At 51.1% G+C, this 17728-nt stretch carries 7 protein-coding genes; 1 reads left to right on the top strand and 6 read right to left on the bottom strand.

The genetic code is table 11. The annotated features are described in order from the left end of the window. Positions 1-45: 45 nt before the first annotated feature. Positions 46-4338: an invasin domain 3-containing protein gene (locus B212_RS0100735; RefSeq protein ID WP_019908335.1), complete on the bottom strand. Its 4293-nt coding sequence runs from the start codon at positions 4336-4338 to the stop codon at positions 46-48. Positions 4339-4766: 428 nt separating this feature from the next. Here B212_RS0100735 and B212_RS0100725 point away from each other — a divergent pair, with 428 nt between their 5' ends. Beyond that, entirely contained in the window at positions 4767-9248 is a 4482-nt protein-coding gene (locus B212_RS0100725; RefSeq protein ID WP_019908333.1) for a helix-turn-helix transcriptional regulator, read from the top strand. Positions 9249-9331: 83 nt separating this feature from the next. On the opposite strand, the gene B212_RS0100720 is transcribed toward B212_RS0100725, so the two are convergent. The 5 genes from B212_RS0100720 to B212_RS0100700 form a co-directional block, all read right to left on the bottom strand. Further along, positions 9332-12382, bottom strand: a complete 3051-nt coding sequence (locus B212_RS0100720; RefSeq protein WP_019908332.1) for a glycoside hydrolase family 2 TIM barrel-domain containing protein — start codon at positions 12380-12382, stop codon at positions 9332-9334. Between the two features lie 20 nt (positions 12383-12402). Further along, positions 12403-13227, bottom strand: coding sequence for a carbohydrate ABC transporter permease (locus tag B212_RS0100715; protein ID WP_019908331.1), 825 nt, complete (start codon positions 13225-13227; stop codon positions 12403-12405). Beyond that, entirely contained in the window at positions 13227-14093 is an 867-nt protein-coding gene (locus B212_RS0100710; RefSeq protein ID WP_036668662.1) for a carbohydrate ABC transporter permease, read from the bottom strand. The genes B212_RS0100715 and B212_RS0100710 overlap by 1 nt, the downstream gene beginning before the upstream one ends. Positions 14094-14225: 132 nt before the next feature. Beyond that, positions 14226-15527 (bottom strand): ABC transporter substrate-binding protein, encoded by a 1302-nt coding sequence (locus B212_RS0100705; RefSeq protein WP_019908329.1) that lies wholly within the window; start codon positions 15525-15527, stop codon positions 14226-14228. A 425-nt stretch (positions 15528-15952) separates the two neighbouring features. Continuing rightward, positions 15953-17716, bottom strand: coding sequence for a sensor histidine kinase (locus tag B212_RS0100700; protein ID WP_019908328.1), 1764 nt, complete (start codon positions 17714-17716; stop codon positions 15953-15955). Between the last annotated feature and the right edge of the window lie 12 nt (positions 17717-17728).

Here is a 17728-nt window from a genome sequence, read left to right as displayed (position 1 = left end):
AAAGGTTCACAGTTGGCGAGTGGAGCATCCCTATTTTATTATGAATCAACCATCAATTAATCCTGCTTGCTGCAGCATCCGGTACAGCAGCACGGCTGTCTCGGCACGGGTTAATGGCTTCTGTGGACGCAGTTCATTTCCATAGCCCTTAACCAAACCCGCATAAATCGCTGTCCGCAGCGCCTCACTCGCCCAGCCGCCGATTTGGCCGCTATCTGCAAATACGGCTAAATCCACTTTCGCTCCGGCACTGCCCGTTAGCGCACCATTATCAGCCAGCCGCAGCGCCCGTATGACCGTAACAACTGCTTCTTGCCGTGATACCTTCTGATTCGGCCTGAATGACCCATCTCCGAAGCCATCCATAATCCCGTATGCTTTTACTGCCGCTATAGCGCCGCTATACCAGCTCAAGCCGCCTACATCACTGAACCCGGCTAAATGGTCTCCTTGTGCCAATCCCAGCGCCCTTGCCAGCATTGCAGCTAATTCAGCCCGGGTAGTTACAGCTTCCGGCGCAAATCGGCCTCCTTCTGTTCCCTGTACGATCATTCTATTGCTCATGCTGGAAATTTCCGGCTCAGCCCAGTGTGTTTGAATATCTGATAATTGGGACGTTGCGGATACCACTGCGTAGGTGCTGTTCGTAAGACTGCGAATGACAGCGGCCCGATGTCCGTCAACTGTAATGAATTTTGTCGGGACCGGGCGTACCCCGGAACGCTGATCCCATACTACTGCCGTTGATGCCCCCCCGGCATCCGAAGGTAAGTAAATGACTCTCTCCACATAATGCTTGAAGCTCGAAATCTCTTTTTTCCCGCCATTACTTGTTACCAGGACATTGAAATGTACCGGATCTGCCACTAGCTGAAAATTATTTGTACGCGCTGCTTCCTGCAAGCCCGCTTCCAGGCTGCCACGCTCAATTACGATCTGGACCTCCATATCATTCGTCCAAGCAGACGCCTGGTCTGTAATCTCAGCCAGCGGCAAGCGATATTGTCCATGCTGAGTTTTCAAAGTAATGTCAGCCGCCTTCCCTGCCAGGAGCGGAACGGCATTACCGGGGAGTCTTAGCATCAGTTTATCTGCCGCATCTTCAATTGAAATCGAGAGATTGGCTTCAGCAGAATTGGACAACGAATCGAGAAATTGGCGCAAATTATCCATATTCAGCAAAACGTCGATCGTTTTCGCTCCATTTGCATCCGTTTGAAGTGTCGCCAGCCCCGTTACTTTCTTATCATTAATCCACACTACCGGGGCAATACCCGGAGACGGCTGACTCGAAATGCTTGGAGTAACTGAAGGACTGCTTGGAACAGGAGCAGAACTTGAAGTTGGACTTGGTGTTGAACTCGGAACGGGACTCGGAGTTGGGCTTGGAGCAGAGCTGGCCGCTGACCGGATCACGTTGAGCGTATATGTTTTATTGGAGCCGTCTTGCGCTTTGACACGGGCCTCGAATGTATTCTGACCTGTTGCAAGCTCATACTCCTTGGTTGGCGAATTACTGTCTACCGGGAATCCGTTGACATAGACGGCAGAGTACACATCTGCGGGGGTCAGCAGCATTTTCAGCCCATGCACCGAGTTGCTGACTTCCAGCGAACTGATTATTTTTCCCGGATCAAAATCAAACTTCACCGTCCCGCCGAGTCCGATTAGCTGCCAGCCCATCAGGATCGCATTGCTGCTCAAAGGAACGATGTTCTGGACATCAATCAGGCTGACATTCGCGTTGCCCGCTGTATCTGCCACATAGACCGAATAAACTCCATTCTCCTGTACGGTGAAATGATCCTTAATTTCGGTACCCTGTGTATCAAAATAAGCTATCGAACGGCTTCCCGCCGCCCACTTCACCGAAGCTATGCTGTTGAATTCACCGTACGCAGATGCTGTGACCGTAATATTCACACTGCCAAAGGTCGGAGCGGCCGGATCAGCCTGCAGTCCGATAACAGGCGGCTGGTCATACGTAAAAGTAATACTCACAGTCTGATCCAGTGTTATGCCGCTCGCTTCTTCTTCGGCAGAATAAGTCACTTTCTCAGCCGCTGTATTGCTGACCGTAAATGTGGCAAGCCCCTCCGCATTGGTCCATCCATAAACCACTTTGGACACAGAGCTTCCATAAACGGTCTCCGTGACAGAACTTCCGTCTTGGGCATGTAGCTGCACCCGTTTACCAGCAAGCGGATGATCGTATGCGTCTTTCAGCTTCACATAAATGGTGGCTTGGCTGTTGCCATCACCCCGCACGACCAGATCGCTTGCCGTCATTGTCGAGTGGGATGAACTCACTTCACCTGGTAAAAGCTGAACCATTACCACCCCGGCCAGCGCACTGCCGTTGACAGTAGCACTGATCTTCGCTGTCCCTACCGTTACCGGCGCTGTCAGCGTTGCCGTATAGGTTCCGTTATGGTTGTCCATTACAGCGCTAACCGTACCCAGTGTCGATGTAATCAGCACCACCGCCCCTCCGGTGGTCAGGGCATTGCCCTGCGCATCCTTCAGCTTCACAGTGATTGCCGTCTGACTCGTTCCATCGGCTGTCAGCGAAAAGTCATCCGCTGCGATTGTGCCATTCTCCGCTGACGGCGCTCCGGCCACGAACTGCACCGTGGCCTTGGAGGTCAGTTCAGTGCCACCTACACTGGCACTGACTGTCGCGGTCCCTACCGTTACCGGCGCTGTCAGCGCCGCCGTGTAGGTTCCGTTGTGGTTGTCCGTTACGGTGCTAACCGCACCTAACGTCGAGGTGATTGCCACCGTCGCTCCTCCGGTGGTAATCAAGTTCCCCTGTGCATCCTTCAGCCGCACAGTGACTGCCGTCTGACTCGTTCCGTCAGCCGTCAAAGAGCTATCCCCCACTGCTAGCGTGCTGCTCGCAATGGACGGCGCTCCGGCCACGAACTGCACCGTGGCCATGCTTGTTAGCGCAGTGCCGCCGACTGTGGCAACGACCGTCGCACTCCCTGCCGTTGTCGGCGCCGTCAGCGTCGTCGTATAGGTCCCGTTATTATTATCGGCTATAGAGCTAAGCGTTCCCGAAGTTGTTGTGATCGTCACCGCCGCTCCTCCGGTGGTCAAAGCATTGCCCTGCGCATCCTTCAGCTTCACAGTGACTGTCGTCTGACTCGTTCCGTCAGCCGTCAAAGAGCTGCTGCCCGCGGTTACCGTGCTGCTCGCACTGGACGGCGCTCCGGCCACGAACTGCACCGTGGCCGTGCCTGGCAGCGAAGTGCCGCCGACTGTGGCACTGACTGTCGCATTCCCTACCGTTGTCGGCGCCGTCAGCGTCGCCGTGTAGGTCCCGTTGTTCTTGTCCGTTACGGCACTGACCGTACCTGACGTTGATGTAATCGCCACCGTCGCTCCACCGGTGGTCAAAGCATTGCCGTACGCATCCTTCAGCCGTACGGTTACTGCCGTCTGACTCGTTCCGTCAGCCGTCAGCAAACTGCTGCCCACGGTTACCGTGCTGTTCGCACTGGACGGCGCTCCGGCCACGAACCGCACCGTGGCCGTCCCACCCACCACAGTGCCGCCTAATGCGGCACTTATCGTTGCGGTCCCCGCCGTTGTCGGCGCTGTCAGAGTAGCTGTGTAGGTCCCGTCATGATTATCCGTAACTGAACTAACTGTACCTGACGTTGTCCCGATCACCACCGTTTCCCCTCCGGTGGTCACAGCACTGCCCTGCGCATCCTTCAGCTTCACCGTCACTGTCGTCTGACTCGCTCCGTCCGCTACAAGACTGGATGCGCTGCTTGATATCCCGCTTAATGCCGGGGAAGTGGAATAATCGGCAATCATATACGTCCTGAAAGAAAAGTCATAATTGGACGCCGGAGAGTATCCTCTTGTGTATTGGTCACCTCCGATCATATACCATCCGAAGCCAGGCGAGCCTCCGAATTCCGTTGAAACGACCATTCTATACATCGTGTCCTTCTGCAGATAAGGAGATGCTCCCGAGAAATCAACCGATGTCCAGCCTAAGCTGTAAGAAGCCAATTGCGCTTCAGCAAGCAAGGTCGAAAGGTCGCCTTCCTTATAAATTTTCACCTTCATGGCTCCCGGTGATCCGTAGCTCCCCGCAATGTTCAGATCAATCCTGGTAAGCTCTCCGGCAATCTCCGGAGTAAAGGTCTGATATTTTGGATAATCAGCATTAACCCATGAATTTCCAGACCCATTTGCCTGCTGTTGATCCACTACCTCTGGACCTGCCGCAGACACAACTCCTTCAGAAGCCGGACCTAAAGCAATTATGAATATAAGAAGCATAGCAATCCAGCGCTTGTACCGTTTTATAGCTTGCATTAAATATCCTCCATTCCTGACTTCCCAAGCAATCGAAAGAACGCTTATGTAAGTTGCAGCTTTATCTACCAAATCGGAATTGGGGTACCGATATATGATTTAACTCACGAAAAAAGTGCCTCCCCCAACAATCACCGCCGCAACGAAAAAAATACCAAAATACCATTTTGTAAATTTAAAATTTAATCCGGGTCCGTCCCACCAAATCTTCACATAGATAAGTACTCCAATAATAAGAGTAGTAATAAAAGCATAGAAAGCATTCATCATATTTCTTCACCCAGACCTCCCCAATTGCTTAATTCAGCCTAATTAGTCATGCTCCTAGAATAAAACCATTACTTAAAATTCTCTATACCTAAAAAGAAGTATCTTCTATTACAATAGAATGTAATCGCTAGTCAGCCCAACATCAGAGGTGTCCGAAAATGAGAGATGACCAACCATTTGACAGTGTTACCGGTAATACAAAACTTCAGCAGCGTGACTCTGTATCGCCAGGGCATCCTGCGGGTATGACACTTAGGGAATTTATGAATGCACAAACCTGCATGAACCCGGAGGCGCGTCTCGCACTCGCCAGGTCCATCGTGGCTTGTACCCTGCAGCTTCATCAGCAACAGACCCTTCATCTCGATTTACGGCCGGAGAGAATCGGTGTTCGTTCCAATGGACAAGAGGCCTATTTAATAGATTCAGGTTATGCGGTGCAGCGTTCGGATGACGGTTACGTCCGTCCGGCTGGCTACAGGATATCTGACACAGGCTTGCCTTATTGTTCACCCGAGAATACAGGCAGAATGCTGCGGACGGTGGATGAGCGCAGCGATCTGTATTCTTTAGGTGTTATTTTCTATGAAATTTGGGCCGGACATTTGCCTTTTCTGGCCGAGGGTCCGCTCGAATGGGTGTACATGCATCTGACACAAGTCCCTCCTCCGCTAACCGATGATTATAGGCATCTGCCTGATGGTCTGGAAGCTGTCATCATGAGACTGCTCGACAAAAATCCGGATAACCGCTATCAGAATGCCGGCTTTTTATTGGCAGATTTAGACAAAATCGGACGTTCTCAAGATACCTTTGTTAAAGAACCGGGGGTTCATGGCAGAGAGTATGAAATGTCTATGCTGAGCCAGGCCTTTTATTCCGCTTGCTTCGGGTCAACAGAAATGGTCTACATATCAGGCGAAGCCGGCATCGGTAAAACAAGCCTCATCGACGAGGTTTTTCGCAAGCAGCGGCATGCCCGCAATTTTTTCTATATCACCGGAAAATTCGAGCAAATCTCCAAAGAAAGCCCTTATCATCCGATCATTCAAGCCTTTCGCGGATTAATGCGGCATTTGCTGGGTGAACGCAAGGAGCAGTCGGAGCTGTGGAGAATTAAGCTGCAGGAGACACTTGGGGCGGGCGCCAACGTAATTACTGCGATTATTCCCGAAGCGGAGCTGATCCTTGGCGCCACACCGGCTGCAGAGGAGCTTCCGGCCAATGAATCGAAGAAACGGTTCATCTATGTTTTCCGCAAATTTGTTCAAGCGCTGGCTTCCAAAGAACATCCCCTCGTCCTGTTTATTGATGACCTGCAATGGGCGGATGCTTCGTCGCTGCAATTAATTGATGCGCTGCTATGCGACCCGGAATGCCAGTATCTGCTGTTTGTCTGCACCTATCGCCATAACGATATCGACCTTAGCAGGCTGCCGGGGTACGAGCCGGACGGAAGCGTTACCGACCAAGCCGTGATCCGCCATATTGATCTGTCACCGCTGAGCCTTGAGCAAATGAACCCTATTGTGATGGAGACGCTGAATAGCGGGGCGGATGCTGCACTGTCCTTAACCGAGCTGCTGTATCATCAATCAGGCGGCAACCCCTTTCATTTCAAGCAAATATTGCTGCACCTGCAGGACGACGGCATTCTGCAATACAACCACGGGAATCAAAGCTGGCAATGGAATTTGGGGCAGATCATTGGTCAGGAGCCCAGCTATCCCATCAATGATCTGATGGAGCACAGATTTCAGCGTCTCTCGGGTGCTGCGCAGGAGCTGCTCCAAATTGCCGCTTGTGTGGGCAGCACCTTCCACCCGCATTTGATTGCCTGCGTTGCCAATCGTAAGATCGAAGAGGCCATTACTGAATGGGCCGCGATTGAAGCCGAAGGAATGATTTTGCCATATGAAACAGATAAATTCCGTTTTGCCCACGATCATATCCAGAAGCTGATTTACAGTCAGATGGATGATGAAGCCAAACAGGCCCTTCATATCCGAATAGGCCGAAGCTTGCAGGATGACGGGTACGAAGAGACTTCATTTGATGTCGTCAACCATTTGAATAGAGGCTCACGCCAAATAACCAAAGCAGCGGAGAACCTTGAGCTTGTACAATTAAACCTTGCTGCGGGAAACCGCGCCAAGGCGGCTTCCGCCTACGATGTTGCGCTGGGATATTTCCGAAAAGGGGTAGAGCTTCTGCCGGCAGAGGCTTGGAGCAACGACTTCGAGCTCATCTTCGGGCTGCATGCGGAGCAAGCGGAATGTGAATATTTATGCGGAAATTTCAAGGATTCTGACAGGCAAATCAATTTCCTGCTTGAGCATGCGCGCAATACGGCTGAGCGCAGCAGGGTGCAAATGATCCGGATCATGCAATACATTAATCAGGGCAAATATTTGGAAGGCACTGCACTTGGTCTTGAGAGTCTGCGGGAGCACCAAATAATCATTTCACCCCATCCGGGCAGATTCATACTGTTAATTGAAGCGATGCGAATTGAGGCGCTGCTGGGCAACCGGTATGACAAGCTCGCTAATTTGGAGGAAATGTCCGACAAAGACCGGATTGCCGCAATGAATCTCATTCTGGCGATTATTCCTTCCACCTTCTTCACGGACAAAAAGATCTTTTTCCTGCTGATCTGCAGAGCCATTCAATTATCCCTTAAATATGGAAATAGCCCTGTTTCCGCAGCCGTTTATTCCGCTTATGGCATGCTTCTGGGGAGTGCCTGGGGCAAATTTGATAAAGGTTATGCCATTGGCAAGGTTGGAATGGAGCTTTCCGAGCGGTATAACATCACTTCTGTTAAAAGTAAAAGCTATACCATGTTCGGCGGAGTACTCTGCCAGTTTGCCGGAGATGCCCGCGAAGGGGACATTTATTTGGATAAGGCGCTCCGCTTCGGTCTGGAATCGGGGGACTATGTGTTTGCCAGCTATGCCATTGGTGCGCATATTAATTCGCTCTACACCCGGGCGCCATTAAGTGAGCTTGCAAGAACGATAGCCGAATATATGGTGATCCTTGATACCACAAATGACGAGTTCGTGAAGCAGAACTTCTACCTGTATCAACAATTCATTCTTGCCCTTCAGGGCGGGACGGCAGCGCCGGACTCCTTCAACAGCGCGGGCTTTGACGAAGAGGAATTTCTGAGCCGGATTCAGATGGAGGAGACTTCAGCCACCACCTTTTTTCAATACAATACTTATAAGGCTCAGCTTAGCTATTTGCTCGGCAATCATGACAAAGCCATCCGCTGGGCACGGCAAGCGGAGTCTTACGAAGACTACGCCACGCACCTGCCTCATTTGCCGGAATGCCTTTTATACGAGTCACTTGCGTTGTTGGCCGGTCCTGCACAGTCATGGAAAGAGGCCCCTACTAAAAAACGCCTGCTAAGCAATCTTAAGCGTTTCAAAAAATGGGCGGCATGGAGCCCGGATAAGTACCAGCCCAGATCAGATCTCCTTCAAGCCGAGCTTGCGCGTGCCTCCGGCGATTTCATGAGTGCTGAGGAGCTATACGATAAGGCCATCCGCGGAGCGAGAGAGCAGGACGATGTTCAGGTAACAAGCCTTGCGGGCGAGCTTGCCGCGAGCCATTACTGGAGCCGGAGCAATAAGAAAACAGCTTTATTTTATTTGCAATTGGCCTTCGAGGCATATACTGATTGGGGTGTACAAATGAAGCTGACACAGGTGGAGAAGCTCCTGCAGCAATGGCAGCAGCGTGAGAATGCTGCTCCGGCATCTGAAAGCGCACCAAATCCGACAGGCCGGGCTGCTCTAGAGCATACGGCAGAAGTATCTGTCCATGATAATCCCGGGAATGCAACTGGTGCTTTTGACAACTTCGATCTTGCAGCGATTCTCAAAACAACTCAGGCGATAACCAATCAGATGGACATCGACACCGTGCTTGCGGAAATTATGAATACCATAATGAAATATGCAGGTGCCAGCAAAGGCGCTCTGCTGATGGGCAGCAATGACGGACTCTACATACAGGTATATGCCGATTCGGAAGATCAGGCTGCTCCTGCGCCGATAGAAATGAATGACAGCTCTCTCCTGCCGGAAGGCCTGATCAGATATGTTTTCCGCACACAGGAGGAGGTCCACTATACCGGGGGTGAGGATAGCTGGCTGATTCATAACCCGTATATTGCGAAGCACCGGCCCGGGTCCGCACTGTGCATTCCGGTAACGGTCCACAGTAACATGCTGGGCGTGCTTTATCTCGAAAATAAGCTGGCAAGCGGTGTATTCGCCAAGGAACGCATGGCTGTCCTTCAGGCTATGGCGTCAAATGGAATCCTGATCTGTATGCTGCAGAACTCAGCCGGGCCCTCCGCTCCAGAATCAGGGGTGGCTCAAGAAGCCCCGCCGTTGCAGGATACAATGGAAGAACCCCTTACAGACCGTGAGCTTGAGGTGCTCGCCTTACTCGCAGCAGGATTGTCGAATAAAGAAATCGCCGACCAACTGATTATCGCCATAGGCACAGTAAAGGTGCATGTAAAAAACATCTTCGCCAAACTAAAAGTCAACCGGCGCACCAAAGCCATCGTCCAGGCCAAGGAGCTGAAGCTGCTGGATCAGAGCAAGCGCCATTCTTGACTACAAAATAAAGCATGGCGGTGCCGGGTTCCCCCTCACTGCCATGCTTTTTAACTACATAGAGATAGTTTTTGTTACAACTGCTATTTCTCTTCCGTACCCGCACTTGAAATAAAGAACTCATATTCAAGCGTCTGGTCCGAAGGAATGGTATATTCCTTGTGCACCGGTGCTCCCCAACTGTCGTCGCCGCCTACGCCCATTTGTCTGCCTGCGACGGTCACTACAGTGTAGCGAACCTGCGGAAGCTCGAAGGCATGGCTGGCATGCTCCAGCTCAAACGCTGTATACGGCGACAGATTGCATTCTACAGGCGCAGTTGCCGGCGCTGAAATTTGCAGTCCGATTCCCGCATTGTCGGTAATCTTCACACGGCGTACGCCAGTGCGGTTCCCGGACTCCTGCGGAACAAGATAACGGGACGGCAGCTCCCCCACCTTCCGGCTGAACACACCAAGTCTGGCGCCGAACGCACGGTCGATATAATTCTCTTCCGGTCCCATCGCATACCATTCACTGTGGCTGTAGTCAGCCGGCATTTTAAATGATAAGGCCACAATCGGCAGATCCGGCAGTCCGGCAGCACCGGTATAGCGGGTATGTACCCGGACCGTTCCGTCACCGTAGACGGTATAGGCGGTCTGCACTGCCAGATCAGCATGAATGCTGAACCGGTAATCAAAGGTTACTGTAACAGTCCCTTCTTCTTGTGCCAGGCTCACTTCAACACATTTACGATCCAGGCTGGCGGCATACCAGCAGCCAGCATTGTAGCCGAGATTCGTTCCCTTGTCGTTGTCGGTCGTTGCCCTCCAGAACAGCGGTGCCGGAGGAGCTGCGATCAGCTCACGGCCGTGGTAGTTCAGCGATACCAGTGAACCCGCTTGCTTGGAGAACAGCACAGTGAAGTTTTCGCCGAGGACGCCGATCTGCACATCCCCTTCAACAACCTTCAATTTACCGGCGGCCTGCTCTGCCTCCGCATTTGCCTGCACAACGAAGACAGACTCTCCAAAAGCAATTTCATATCCTTCTTCAGCCCACAGCTCCGCTTCTTTCAGCAGCAATGAGGCTTGTATGCAGTATTCGCCCGGTGTCTCGTCCAAGTTCGGCAGCGCTATCGGCACCAGGATTTCACTTTGCGCCGCTGCGTTGGCCTCTGCAGTCCAAGTGCCGAGCAGCTCACCTTCACAGTACAGGCTGTACTCCAGCGTAAGATGCTCCGTTCCCGCGAACAGGCTCTCATTAATGAGGCGGATGCCTGTCTTGGCCGGCTCCAGCTTGTAATTCTGGTATAGGAATTTGACCTCCTGCAGCTTCGGCGTCCACTCCCGGTCGGCATACACTATGCCGTTGCCGCAGAAGCTGTAATCTGTCGGCCGGTCCCCGAAATCGCCGCCGTAAGCGAAGTACTCCTGTCCAAAGCGGTCTTTGGCAAGGATCGACTGATCAATATAGTCCCAAATGAACCCGCCCTGGTACATAGGGTATTTATTCTCCAGCTCCGTGTATTTATGCATGCCGCCAACGGAATTGCCCATCGCATGCATGTATTCACAGCTAATATAAGGCTTCTCCGGACTATTGTTCAGGTATTCCTCGATATCCGCCGGTTTGGCGTACATGCGGCTCTCCATATCACTTGTTGCATCATACTCGCGGTTGTGGAACACGCCCTCATAATGGACCAGACGGCTGTTGTCCCGGCTGCGGAACCAGTTCGCCGCATCCAGAATGACTTGTCCGGCATACGACTCATTCCCGCAGGACCAGATCAGAATGGAAGGGTGATTCTTATCCCGCTCCACCATAGAGACGGCACGGTCCAGAACGATGTCCCGCCAATCCGGGTCATTGCCCGGAATGTTCCAGGAAGGCTCAACAATGCCCATCTTCTGCCACGAGCCATGAGTTTCCAGGTTCATTTCATCAATTACATAAACGCCGTATTCATCACACAGCTCATACCATAACGTCTGGTTCGGATAATGTGATGTGCGTACAGCATTAATATTGCTTCTCTTCAGTGTCTGGATATCCCACAGCATATCTTCGCGGGTGATGCTCCGGCCTTGGCGGCAGTTGAATTCATGGCGGTTGACGCCTTTGAAGACAATGCGCTTGCCGTTGATGTGCATCAGCTTGTTCTTCAGCTCGAACCGGCGGAAGCCGGTCTTTTGGACCACTGCTTCAACGATATCTCCCTGCGCATCCATAAGCGAAATGCAGAGTGTGTACAGATACGGGTTCTCTGCGCTCCAGGCCACCACATCGGCAACCTCTCCCGAAAGAGTAAGCTTCTGTCCGGTAAAAACGCCCTCACCGCTCAGCCGCACCTCACCGGCGTTATCCTTAAGCTCAAGCCTGGCGCTGACAGCCTCCTGCGGAGTATCAAGCAACTGCATGAGCACACTCAGGCTTCCTCGCGTGTACGTATCATCCAGCTCTGCCCGTACCTCAAGGTCGCGGATATGGTGCTTCGGAACAGTGTACAGATAGACATCGCGGAAGATGCCTGAGAACCGCCAGAAATCCTGATCCTCCAGCCAGCCGCCGGTGCTGCGCTGATATACCTGGGCGGCCAGCTTGTTTTTGCCTGCACGCAGATAGGGAGTCAGATCAAATTCCGACGGGGTGAAGCTGTCCTCGGCATAGCCGACGAATTCGCCGTTAAGCCACACATAAAAAGCCGATTCCACCCCTTGGAAGGAAATAAACAGCGGTCCGTTCTCCAAGTTCGCCGGCAGGCGGAATTCCTTCACATAGCTGCCGACCGGGTTATGCTCCTGCGGGATATGCGGCGGACGGACATCACTGAGGCCATCCCACGGATACATTGTATTGACATATTGCGGCCTGCCGAAGCCCTGGAGCTGGATATGTCCGGGAACCTGGATACTGTCCCAGGCCGAGCAATTATAGCTTTCTGTAAAAAATGATTCTACACGGCTGGCCGGATTCGGCGCATAACTGAATTTCCAGCTCCCGTTCAGGCTGTAGCGCATATCCATCGGTGCTCCGGCCTCTGCTTCAGCCATATTCGAATAATAACGGTGGTCTGAATGGGCCTCCAGCCGGTTCACCTTGAATACGCCCGGATCTTCCAGCCAGCTCAAGCTTGGACTAACTGTCACTTCCAATCCCTCCTAATGTGTTATTTCACGGAACCAACCATGCCGGCAACGAACTGCTTCTGCATCAGGAAGAAGACGAGTGCTGTCGGAAGTGTGGAGATGACCACCGCAGCCATGATAACACCGAAATCCGGCGAGTAGCTGGAGCCGAGGTTCGAGATCAGGAGCGGGATTGTCCGTTTCTCCGGAGTCTGCAGCACGATCAGCGGCCAGAGGTAGTTATTCCAGCTAGACATGAACGTAATGATGGCAGCAGCGGAATAGGTCGTCTTCATGGTTGGAACATAAATGCGGAAGAACAATCCCAGCTCTGACAATCCGTCCATCCGGCCGGCTTCCAGAAGCTCCCTCGGGAACATCTTAGAGCTCTGACGGAAGAAGAAGATCAGAAACGCCGTGGTGAAGGTCGGGAGAATAACCGCAGCCAGTGTGTTCACTCCGATAACCGGAACCGTACCGGTCAGCTTCGAGAACATTTGATACAGCGGAACCATCAGTGCGGCGAAAGGAATCATCATGGACAACAATAACAGATTGAAGACGATATCCTTAGCTTTACTGCGGTAAATTTCGAATCCGTATCCGGCCAATGAGGCAATCAACAGAGCCAGAATAGTTGTCATCAAGGCAATTTTCAATGTATTCCACAGTGCAGGGACCAGGTTGATCGAATCCGTCAGGTTTTTAATATTTTCGAACAGGTGCGTACCGGGGAGCATTCTTCCCTGGGTCACATCCACCGAAAGATTTGTCGCGCTGATAATCATCCACAGAAACGGAAAAATCGACACGATCGCCACAATAGACAAAAACACATAGATTGGGGCACGGCGCAGCGTTCTCATTATTTATCATCACCTGCCAATTTGATTTGAAGGAAGGACAGTACAATAATCATGACCACGATAGAATACGACACTGTAGCCGCATATCCAAAGTCAGGCGTGTACTTGAACGAAAGATTGTAGATATATTGGGAAATGGAGAGCGTCGCGTTGCCTGGACCTCCCTTTGTAATATTCATAATTTCATCGAACAATTGCAGCGTGCCGATGGTCGAGGTAATCGACGTAAAGAGAATGATCGGCTTGAGCAGCGGTACGGTAATCGAGAAAAATTGTCTCGGGCCCGAAGCACCATCAATTTTCGCAGCTTCATAAATGGAGTTGTCGATGTTCTGCAGCGAGGAGAGGAAGAAAATCATATTGTATCCCGTCCAGCGCCAGGTTATTGCAATAATAATGGTGACTTTAGCCCAGAAGGGATCAGAGATCCACTGGATCGGTTCGGATAAAATATGCAGGTTCATTAAAGCCAGATTCACCAGTCCGTCATTGCCGAACAGATATTTGAATACGACGGAATAGGCTACAAGCGAGGTTACGCAAGGCAAGAAAATCGCAGTACGGAAAAATCCCTTAAAGCGCAGCTTGCTGTCATTAAGCAACACGGAAATAATCATCGCAAAGACAATCATGAGCGGCACTTGCACAATCAGGAACAGAAAAGTGTTCTTGACCGCGGTAAAAAAGGTTTTGTCGCTGAAGAGCCGTTTATAATTGCTTAATCCGTCAAAGTGAAGATTTGCTCCCGCGCCCGTTTTGAAGGACAGCAGCAAAGCCTGAATCATCGGATAAAAGTAGAACAGGCAAATCATAAGGACGGCGGCAGCAATAAATAACCACCCCGTAAGCTTTGCGCGGTTGCGCATTGTATGGTTCACAGCTCTCAATCCTTTCTCTATATAGGCGTGAGTCAAAAAAACGGAGAAACTGCCGTCTCCCGCCACGGCGCAACCGGCCGGAACGGGAGGACAGCAGGGAAATCAGAGGTTACCAGAAGCTTACTGGATCTGTGACTCTGCCTGGGACTGGGCGTCGCCAAGTGCTTTATCTACAGACGTGCCGTTCAGGAAGTTCTGCATTTCAACCTTGAGAATATCTTCAATCGCATAGGTGTGCATGCCGTAGTTCACTTTAGGAATTTCAGCAGTCCATTTTGCAAAGTCGGAGATGACCTTTTGTCCGCCGAAGTAGTCGTCTGCAGCAGTGTAAGCTTTGCCTTCAGCAGCCGGTTTGTAAGTCCCGATAACGCCTACGTCAGTCACAAGCTTCTGGTACAGGTCAGTGTCGGAGCCAAGGGTTGCCGCCAGGAACTGAATTGCCGCTTCTTTGCCGTCATTGTTAAGCACATACCATGAGCTGCCGCCCAGGTTGGATGCATGTACGGAGTTTGCCACATTTTTGAGTTTAGGGAAAGGCACCACCGCCCATTTGCCGGACTGGTCAGCTACGGATTTTATCGAAGGTGTAATCCAGTTGCCAGTTGGAACGGAAGCTACATCACCGCTGTTGAAGCCAGCCAGGAATGAGCTCCAGTCGGAGTTAACCTTGACGATATTCGCGTTCATCAGCTCTTTGTAGGTTTCGAAGGCTTCCTTAAGGACTGTATTGTCCTTCAGATCTGGTGTTTTACCGTCGCTCTTCAGGTACCAGGAGCCGGCGGACTGGATCATCATCCGGATCAGCCCCAGATCGTTCGGGTCCTGGGTCAGCATATCTTTGCCGGTCTTGGCTTTAACTGCTTTACCGATTTCAATATACTTCTGCCAGTCGATATCCTGAAGATCGTCAACTTTATAGCCTGCTTCCTGCAGATAATCCGTACGGACATAGAGACCTACAACGCCGGAGTCGAACGGAACACCGTATTGCTTCCCGTTAAAGCTGGTTGTCCCGATCTTATAGTCAGCGAAATCAGCCGGCTTGATCGCATCGCCAAGCTCCTGGAAAGAGTCTGGATACGTTTGCAAGAAGCTTTGTGCACGGTAGTCTTCGATCAGAACGATGTTCGGCAGACCGGAAGCTGTACCCGAGTTGAGACCGGTGTTCAGCTTTTGGATGATATCATCCTGTGCATATTCAACAACGTTGATTTTGGCATCGGGATGTTCTTTCACATAAGCGTCTTTCGCGAGATTCATCGCAGCGATATTGAAATTTTTGTCCCATGCCCAGACTGTAATTTCCTTGGGTGCGCCTGTTTTCCCTTCATTCGCTGTATTTGCCTGGTTATTGGAGTTACTGGAGCAGGCCGTTAGCAGCATAAAACCCGCAAGCAGAAGCGCAGAAGCTTTTTTCTTCATGTTCTATATCCCCCTATCGTATATTTGAAAGTGCTTTCTTTTAAAGAATATCATCCGGGTCCTTAATTTCGTTAGAAATTAATTTAGTTAAAATAGTGATATTATTGTCTTTGTATCCGCTTCCACCAGGAGCAAATTAGTACTTATTTTCTCCTTTCGCACTTTTTTTAGGTCAAATCCGTCCAAATCCAACCTCACCGATCAAGTAGCAGCAGCTATCCCATCCTCAGAAGGAGCCTAATCATCCGAAGCGGCGATACTCTGTATCCCTTTCAGGTATCCGTTTCAGCGAGAAATATAAGGATGTTTTATAGCGTAAAACATATAAATCCTTATATTTGCAAAAAAACCGGCGCCTTTGATGCGGCACCGGTTCACAGCGTGCTTAGCTAGTATGCTGCAAAAACAACCGTTCAATCCATAATTCAGCAGGGAATTTTAATAGAAACCTTCGTCCCCTGGCCCGGTGTGCTGGAAATGGATACGCCATACGGCTCGCCGTATAGCAGTGTCAGCCGGTCATGAACGTTGCGGATGCCGATACCGCTGAACAGTTGTCTGCTGACAGAAGAGGCCGGAATCCGCCCCTTGTTATCCAGATCCATCCCGTCTCCCGTATCGACCACCTCGCAGTGCAGCGTATCGCGGTCCTTCATAATGGTGACATAGATATTGCCCGAGGTTTTAATATTAAATGCGTGGAAGAAGGCATTCTCGATAAAAGGCTGGAGAACCAGCTTCGGCACTTTGGCAGACATACAGTCCGGTGAGACGAAATAATCCACCTTAATGCGGTTGCCGTTGCGGATCTGGTTAATGTACACGTAATGCTTCAGATTGATCAGCTCTTCTTCCACCGTGATCGTCTCATTCACATTGCTGATGGTGTTCTGCAGCAGAGAGATCAGTGCGTGAATCGTCTCAGTCGCCTGCTCCTTGCTCCCTCTCTGCACCAGAATGTTGACCGACGCCAGCGTGTTATACAGGAAGTGGGGATTAATCTGCTGCTGAAGCGCGGCCAGTTCAGCCTTCCGCTGCTCCTTCTGGGTCTCCACCAGTTGACCCACATAGTCATTCAGCTCTTTGAGCATGTAATTATATGCCGTACTTAATTGCCTGGTTTCATAGGTACCCGTCACTGACATATAGTTATGAAAATTCTTTTTCGTGACATTGGACATTTTTTTGACCAGCGTGCGCAAGGATTGGGTCAGCTTCTTGGTCAGGAAATAGATGACAAGCACCGCTACAGCAGCAATTGCCGAGGCGATAAGAAATATCATCCTCTTGTCCAGCAGCGTGCCGATGGTCTCATTTTTATCAATCAGATTCACCAGATAAAAGTTGTAGGACGGCAAATAATCGGCCAGCACGATAACCTCCCGCCCGCCGATCGTCAGCTCCTCATTGGCGAGATTCGACTCGGCGATATGCTTCGCACTCTCCAGCAGGTCAGGGGATAACTGGCCGATCTGCTCAGTACGGTTGCTGGACACAATCCGGCCCTCGGCATCCAGAAACATTACATCGTTGCCCTGACTCGTAAAGCTGGCGTAGTTCTTGCGGAAATCACTTTCCCGGGTGAACATGTACAGTGTGCCGTAGGGGCTGGCAAGGCCGGGAGCGGTCAGCGCCTTGGCAGCAATCAAATAGCGGTTCTGCGAATTGAACGGGCTGGCATCCATGAAGCTGTAAAAGAGCTTTCCGTTATGCTCCAGTGCAGCTTGGGTAATCGGATGATTCTTCAACTCCTCCGAGGAGCCCGACCAATAGGTACTATCGCTGGTATAGCTTCTTCCGTTCACCCCTAGAATAGAGAGACCGATACCAGCTCCCATGCCGGATTGAATGCGGTCCATCTGATCGCGCATACTGTAATACCGTTTGAAATTCGCCAGCGAATTGACATCCTTCTCCGTCATGAAGCTTTTGATTACACCGCTCTGCCCGACATTGATCGCTGTGTTGACTGTTGCGTAATGGGAGTTATCCAGCGCGCTTTTGATCTGGTCGATAATTTTGGAATTCGTAATACTGAAGGTCTGCACGAACAGCTTTTGTGACATTTGCACCGTTACTCCGGTGATCAGCAGCGTTACCAGAATGATGCTGATCACCATGACGACGAATATTTTACTGAACAGGCTCTGATCCCTAAGCTTTCTAAGCCACTTCTCCACTAGTCCCATTTCGGGCGCCTC

Origin of the sequence: Paenibacillus sp. HW567 (assembly GCF_000374185.1) — a bacterium.
Lineage (GTDB): Bacteria > Bacillota > Bacilli > Paenibacillales > Paenibacillaceae > Paenibacillus_AQ.
The sequence above is the reverse complement of the archived record's forward strand: the minus strand, read 5'-3'. Positions and strand labels throughout refer to the sequence as shown.